The organism is Photobacterium sanguinicancri (assembly GCF_002265265.1).
Lineage (GTDB): Bacteria > Pseudomonadota > Gammaproteobacteria > Enterobacterales > Vibrionaceae > Photobacterium > Photobacterium sanguinicancri.
The window spans coordinates 1-5,241 of record NZ_NOIF01000255.1 but is presented as its reverse complement, the minus strand read 5'-3'; the positions used below and the strand labels follow the sequence as shown (position 1 = coordinate 5,241).

Genomic DNA, 5,241 nt, shown 5'->3' with positions numbered 1-5,241 from the left:
CCGAGTGGCCAAAGGGAACAGATTGTAAATCTGTCGGCTCTGCCTTCGATGGTTCGAATCCATCTCCCTCCACCATCTTTCTTGAAATTCGCAATAGCGCGTTTCAATTGCTGTATTTTTGCCAAGTACAGTGTAGCAACACCCCGTGGAGGGGTTCCCGAGTGGCCAAAGGGAACAGATTGTAAATCTGTCGGCTCTGCCTTCGATGGTTCGAATCCATCTCCCTCCACCATCATTCAAGCCAGTTGCGAAAGCAACTGGCTTTTTCATGCCTGTTTTTCATGTAATCTCTTTGCATATCTAGAGCAACAGCACTCAAAGAGCGCTATGACACAAAAGCTAGAGGTCAAAAACTAGACCTCAAAACTAGACCTTAAAACTAGGGTTCATTGTGTTCTATAAGCCACCTCAGATACTGCTTTCATCATATATCACGCAAAATGCCACTTATTGCATATAATAGTATTACACATAATAAAAAACACAATATAAGCAGTAAGACGTATAATTACTTGTGTCGAGCGATTGGCATTAAGGATCAAGGATGACGACAACTAACCTCAATGCTACACCCGCTATACATTGGGAAAAAATAAAAGTATTGATTGTCGATGACCAACGTTCGGCATCAACTCTACTGAAAAGTTTACTCACGCCATTAGGTATTAAGCATATTGATCTTGCAGATACCTACGACGAAGCGGTCCGTGCCTGCCGAAAAACCCATTACAACGTACTCATAACAGACTACCATTTGAATCAAGCACTTAACGGCAGTGAATTAATTTGTTTATTGCGCAGTAAACGACTCCTTTCCTCAGCCTGCGGTATCATGATGATCTCGGGTGATCACTCCACTGAAGTGATCTTATCTACCCTTTCTGTTCAGCCAGATTGTTTTTTATCAAAACCGATCACCAATACCACACTCAAACAAAAGCTGACTCAAACACTAAAAGACAGCGAGATCCGTCAACCCGTTTATCACGCGCTTGAAATGCAACAAACAAAACGCGCGATCGAACTGTGTAAGCAGCAATTAACCCAATTTGGTCATAACCAGAAACTGTCGGATTTATTGCTCGATCTCTTGGTTGAAGAACAGGCTTGGCAGCAACTCCAGCCAATTTTGATATTTTTAACGGCTAAACATCCCAGCCATAAAGTGGCCGTTGTTGAAGCGAAAGTAATGGCGCATGAAGGACACTTAGAGCAAGCTATTCAACATTTAGAAGCCTTAATAGAACGCACGCCCCTTTGCATTGAAGCCTTTGATCTATTAGTGCAATATCAGCAAGTTAGCCATCGTCCCTTTGATGCTCTCGTCACCGCTAAACGTGCATTTCAATTAACACCGTCTGCAAGTCATCGGGCGCTAATTGTTGCTCAACAAGCTGCTGATTTAAATCAACCGGATGAACTGCTCAATGCAGGCCGCGTATTGGCAAATCACCTTCCTATTATTGATATCAGTTGGATTGTGCGCTTTGCCGAGTTTAATGCCATCTTTGAACAGCTGTACTTCTCGCCACGCACCAACCAATCGCGTCGACAGTTACGCCAAGAGCTCAAAGGCATCCAACTACGCGCTTTTAGCCGTCTATTACCCGCCCAGCAACCATTTTTAACAACCTATGGTCATATCGTTAGAGCACGTTTTTACCTTAGCGAAAATAAACCGCTAAAAGCGAAACGCCGCGCGTTAATTGGGTTGAGTTATTATTTTGAGAAAATCACTAAACTGCCATCAGTTATTTTGATCGAACTCTTGCCTATTTTGATCAACCTGGGAGAAGTGTTGCTGATCAGCGAAGTTCATCAGACCTTAAGTTTGCGTGACCAATTCGATGGCCATAGCTTACAGCGTATTGATGCACTGCGGAGCAACACTGAGTCAGCTAACAGCATTAAAAAGTTAGCGTTACAACTGAGTGAAGCGAAAGCATTGATCGTCAGCCATCCACAGCAAGCCATGCGTTTATATGATCAGATCTTAATCCGCTACCCGTATAGTTCAGATGCTAACCTTGGCTATCTTGATGCATACAGCCGTCAAGGCTCTACTTCAGCACCACAAGACCAAACACTGCCACAAGACCAAGCACTACCACAAGATCAGGAACTGCCATTAGAGCAGCAACAAATACGGCCTTATTCTCGGCTACGCCGCCAAGCGATTAGCGTGATGCCACTGCCTGCGGATTACGAGGCATGGCGAAGCCGTATCTTCGATCAGCTCGATAATATACCAACGAAATTCAGTGAGCCGCCAGTCAATAGTCCTTGTTTACTCTCTATAGAGCTTGCGCCTAATACAGAAACTGCGCTAAATGCCGATGTTTCGAATGTCGCAAGACCTGAAGTGATTGAACTCGCGCCAGTCAATCCCCCCCAATAACTCGGGAAATCAGGTCAAGCGCAGATAAAAAAATGCCCTCATGTTCAGACGACTATTGAACATGAAGGCATAAATTGTATCTATCACTGTATTTTTAATTTCTAACGTTTAAATTCTCACTGTTTGATTTGTACTACAGCGCTTCATTTAGGCATTAACCCAACACACTCGCACCCAATGACAACATAATGGTGTTAAGTACCACGAAGAAAGCAACCAGTGGACCAATGAATTTCAACCAAGTGATGTAAGGAACACGACCAATCGCCAGACCACCCATTAGCACACCATAAGTTGGTGTAACGAATAGTACAGTACCAATACCACACACAAACGCAGTTACCACCAACTCACGTCCTGTGTTAGCAAAGTCAGCTAACGGAGCCAGAATTGGCATGCTCATTACCGCAAGGCCTGATGTTGATGACACAACAAATGCCAATAACATTTCTATCCAGTACACCGCATTAATGAACAATACTGAACTTTTACCAGCCACTAAGCCTTCAGCGTAGAACAAAATGGTATCAGTGATATTACCCGCTTCCATCACGACCACGATACCGCGAGCCACACCGACAATCAGTGCCACCCCGATTAAATCAGCAGCTCCTGCTACGAACGAGTTAATCAAATCATCTTCGCTCAGGCGACCCACGATGCCACAAATGATCCCCATCACAATGAATAAGGTACTCATTTCTGCCATCCACCAGCCTAAGGTAGATACACCGTAAATCATGATAACGAAGGTCGCAGCAAACAATGCCAATACAATTTTTTGTTTAAGCGTTAGTGCAACATCTAAATCACTGTCGTTACGGTTCGCTAAGAAATGATCTGCATTAGCTTTGTTAATATCCGCAATAAGCGAGCGGCTCGGATCTTTTTGGATCATCTTGGCGTAGCGAATAACATACACACAGCCAATGATCAGTGCTATAACCAAGATACCAAGACGAAGCCCAAAGCCATCAAGGAAGTCGACCCCACCCGCATTTGATGCAATCACGTTACCAAATGGGTTTATTGTTGACCCTAACGTACCTATACCTGACCCGACAAAGATAACCGCCACCGCAACAAGGGCATCAAAGCCAGCCGCAATAAAGATAGGAATTAACAAGCCATAGAAAGCCAAGGTTTCTTCCGCCATACCGTAACTGGTACCGCCAAGTGCAAATAAGGTCATCAAAATAGGGATCATCATGATTTCTCGACCTTTTAGTCGGATCATAATGCGTGTTATACCTGCATCAATCGCCCCTGTCTTAGTGATAATGCCCAAAAAGCCACCGACCATTAACACGAACAGACTCACATCCATAGCGCCAACAATGTTGGTGGCTGGATCGTAAAAGCCTGAGATCGGTGCCATTAGCGTATCAAGCACCCCCTGTGGTGATGCTTCAATCTGATGATATGACCCAGGAATAGGCACATCACGCCCTAAGGCTTCGTTAAATACCCGCTCGTATTGCCCCGCTGACAGTATGTGTGTCAACAAAGCAAAAAAAGCAATTAACCCCAATAAAATAGTGAACGCATTTGGAAACTTCTTAATTTTAAACATGGAACCCTCGCATTATTATTATTCACGCGTACAAGGAAAAATTTGATTAGTTACGCACATAAGATTTATGTACGAATTCAGAGGTAGCGCATTGCAATACACCGCCGTAACCCAACTCAAAGGTCACCACGCTGCCAATTTGGTATTCAGACTCACAGTCTGTTAGATCTAAAATGAGATGATCACTGCTACCACCAACAACCGTGATTCTGCTATCACTCGGGATGATTTGATCAATATCGACATCTTGACGACCAATCGCACACAAGCCACGACAGCGAATACCGCGATCAACAAACTCAGGTGTGTTACCGAATGCATCAAGTGCAGTGGAAAGAGTGGGAACTGAAGGCTTATGTTTGATTTCAATTAACTCAGCGTGCAGATGGATGGCATCTTGCTGAGTATGGGGAACTGGTTCATCATTAAGGCCAATGCCCATAATCACTGAAGCACCAAGGCGCAGTTGATTGACTTGCGATGGCATTTCTTTTGCCATCATCAGCGTTAAACCTGCAGAACTTGCACCAGAGATCACTGATAATTTAATGTCGTATTTCGATTCAATTTTCTCAGCCAGTGCAACCAACTGATTTTGATTATCGGCACTTGGCGCAACACCGCCATAACAAGCTAAATTACTGCCTAAACCAATCAACTCAAGATTAGGAAGCGACAACACTAATTCAGCTAACCATAGGGTTTCATTTTCATCAAAGCAGCCTTCGCGTAAATCGCCTAAATCATGCATTAGCACTACGCGATGCTGTTTATTGGCTTTAACCGCGGCTTCTGACAAGGCACACAACACGGTCGATTCTGAATTCAGTGAAATATCAGCCAGCGCGACTACCTCTTCAACTTCCGAAAAAGACGGTAAGCGGATCAACATTTTATCGACCGTCAAATGCTGGTAACGAGCAAGATTGATTAACCGAGCATCACCAAGGATTTCAATTCCTCCGGTCACCATTGCTTGTGCTAATTCAGGTGCACCGAGTAATAATTTGGTTACTCCGACAGGCTTAACACCGTAGTCTTTACAAGACTTCACCATATTGGCGGCATTCGATTCAATCGTGTCGAGATTTATGGATAGTTGTGGGTACTGCATATTTCATCCTGTTAATAGTACAACGCCTTGGTTGCTATTAACCGAAATTTACCCTCTCGCTAAAATAGTTAGTTTGGCATGTTTACATGCCAATTAAATAAAACAACAATTTCGATGCGTAATTATATTAAACATGTCTCTTATACACATCACCGA

3 protein-coding genes and 1 tRNA gene are annotated in these 5,241 nt (G+C 43.7%); 2 read left to right on the top strand and 2 right to left on the bottom strand.

All coding sequences use genetic code 11. The features are described 5' to 3' along the window. The first annotated feature begins 147 nt into the window (after window positions 1-147). Window positions 148-232: transfer RNA gene (locus ASV53_RS22490), tRNA-Tyr, on the top strand. Window positions 233-544: 312 nt separating this feature from the next. Next, window positions 545-2,398 carry a response regulator gene (locus ASV53_RS22485; protein ID WP_094958760.1) on the top strand — a complete coding sequence of 618 codons (1,854 nt, stop codon included), beginning with the start codon at window positions 545-547 and terminating at the stop codon, window positions 2,396-2,398. 154 nt (window positions 2,399-2,552) lie between these two features. On the opposite strand, the gene ASV53_RS22480 is transcribed toward ASV53_RS22485, so the two are convergent. Both ASV53_RS22480 and ASV53_RS22475 read right to left on the bottom strand, forming a co-directional pair. Then, the gene (locus ASV53_RS22480; protein ID WP_094958759.1) at window positions 2,553-3,971 is read right to left on the bottom strand and encodes a YfcC family protein; all 1,419 of its coding nucleotides are present in this window, start codon (window positions 3,969-3,971) and stop codon (window positions 2,553-2,555) included. A 46-nt stretch (window positions 3,972-4,017) separates the two neighbouring features. Then, on the bottom strand, window positions 4,018-5,085 hold the full coding sequence (locus ASV53_RS22475; protein WP_094958758.1) for an alanine/ornithine racemase family PLP-dependent enzyme: 1,068 nt from the start codon (window positions 5,083-5,085) through the stop codon (window positions 4,018-4,020). Window positions 5,086-5,241: the final 156 nt, after the last annotated feature.